This window comes from Rhizobium sp. rho-13.1 (assembly GCF_007000305.1).
GTDB classification, from domain to species: domain Bacteria; phylum Pseudomonadota; class Alphaproteobacteria; order Rhizobiales; family Rhizobiaceae; genus Rhizobium; species Rhizobium rhododendri.
This window is the reverse complement of sequence record NZ_SCFL01000119.1, coordinates 1-243: the sequence shown is the minus strand read 5'-3', so window position 1 is coordinate 243 and position 243 is coordinate 1. Positions and strand designations below refer to the sequence as shown.

Annotated in this window: 1 protein-coding gene and 1 pseudogene; both read right to left on the bottom strand. The window is 58.4% G+C overall.

Translation table 11 applies throughout. The annotated features are described in order from the left end of the window. Nucleotides 1–88: pseudogene (locus tag EQW76_RS30120) on the bottom strand (plasmid pRiA4b ORF-3 family protein); the annotation flags it as partial. Continuing rightward, nucleotides 88–243 (bottom strand): transposase domain-containing protein (locus tag EQW76_RS28900; protein WP_143123541.1); only part of this gene is annotated, 156 nt, incomplete at its 5' end. The pseudogene EQW76_RS30120 and the gene EQW76_RS28900, both read right to left, overlap by 1 nt.

Sequence of the window (243 nt, the reverse complement as noted above, 5' to 3'; positions counted from 1 at the left end):
GAATGCGGAATGGGACGACAACGCGCCGCATCACCAAGGGATCAACGTCATCGAGCGTGATCTTTAAGCGAACGAGAGGACCTGCCATCAGGCCGCCTGCCTCAGTGGCGATGTTGTGGTTTCCCGCCAATTCCAGGGGAGAAGCTCATCAAGACGGCTGACTGGATGGTCGGCGATGCGGGCAAGGACATCGGCAAGCCAGGCCTGTGGGTCAATGCGATTCATTTTCGCGGTGACGATCAG